We start from the raw sequence: 698 nt of genomic DNA on the forward strand, positions 1-698 counted from the left end.
CGATCCGATACCAACAGAGGTTCTCGATGGTGTGTTTCGTTACGGTGAAGCAACGCCATCCGCAGAAACCGGAATGTTGTTCCCAACAATGGAGACGATCGCCAGAAGCCATGGCTGGTCAGTCGACATCGACTCGACGTATCGAGATGGTGTTCGGATCGAGATCTGTGGCGTTGAGATGTGGTCCGATAATAAAGGACAGTGTTCGAAGAACTAATTGATATCGACTAACGGAAGTAAATAGTAATCTCAGTACCGGCAGGCAGACACTTATCAACGTGAATATGCCCAGAGTGGTAACCAGCGGTATTCTCTCAAATAAAAAGATTGATCTACGGGTGGCAGACCGTTACATTCTGGTGATTGAGTGGTCCAATATGGTTTCTCTTCTGGCCCACGGCCCCGGTCAAAAACTATCGAGAAGATTACGACGCAACGAATTCAACATCCGTGATTTCGAAGCGTGCCCCACCATCACTCCCATCTGTAACATGAATTTGCCAGTCATGAGCAGTAATGATCTGTCCGACAATACTTAATCCAAACCCGGTTCCGTCTGTTGATTGCGAATAGCCTGCCTCAAAGACATCATCACGCTCATCGGGGGAGATTCCTTGGCCATCGTCCTCGATGTAGAATCCATTGGCTAACTCTCCAACTGTCACCGTCACATCTGTTTGACCGTGTTCGACTGCATT

1 protein-coding gene and 1 pseudogene are annotated in these 698 nt (G+C 48.1%); one reads left to right on the forward strand and one right to left on the reverse strand.

The features are described 5' to 3' along the window. A pseudogene (locus EXE42_RS19725) lies at positions 1-217 on the forward strand (hypothetical protein); the annotation flags it as partial. 208 nt (positions 218-425) lie between these two features. Here the strand turns inward: EXE42_RS19725 and EXE42_RS16230 are convergent. Continuing rightward, the coding region (locus tag EXE42_RS16230) for a HAMP domain-containing sensor histidine kinase (RefSeq protein WP_137706984.1) at positions 426-698 on the reverse strand (273 nt) is incomplete at its 5' end.

Origin of the sequence: Halorubrum sp. SP3 (assembly GCF_005435195.1) — an archaeon.
GTDB classification, from domain to species: domain Archaea; phylum Halobacteriota; class Halobacteria; order Halobacteriales; family Haloferacaceae; genus Halorubrum; species Halorubrum sodomense.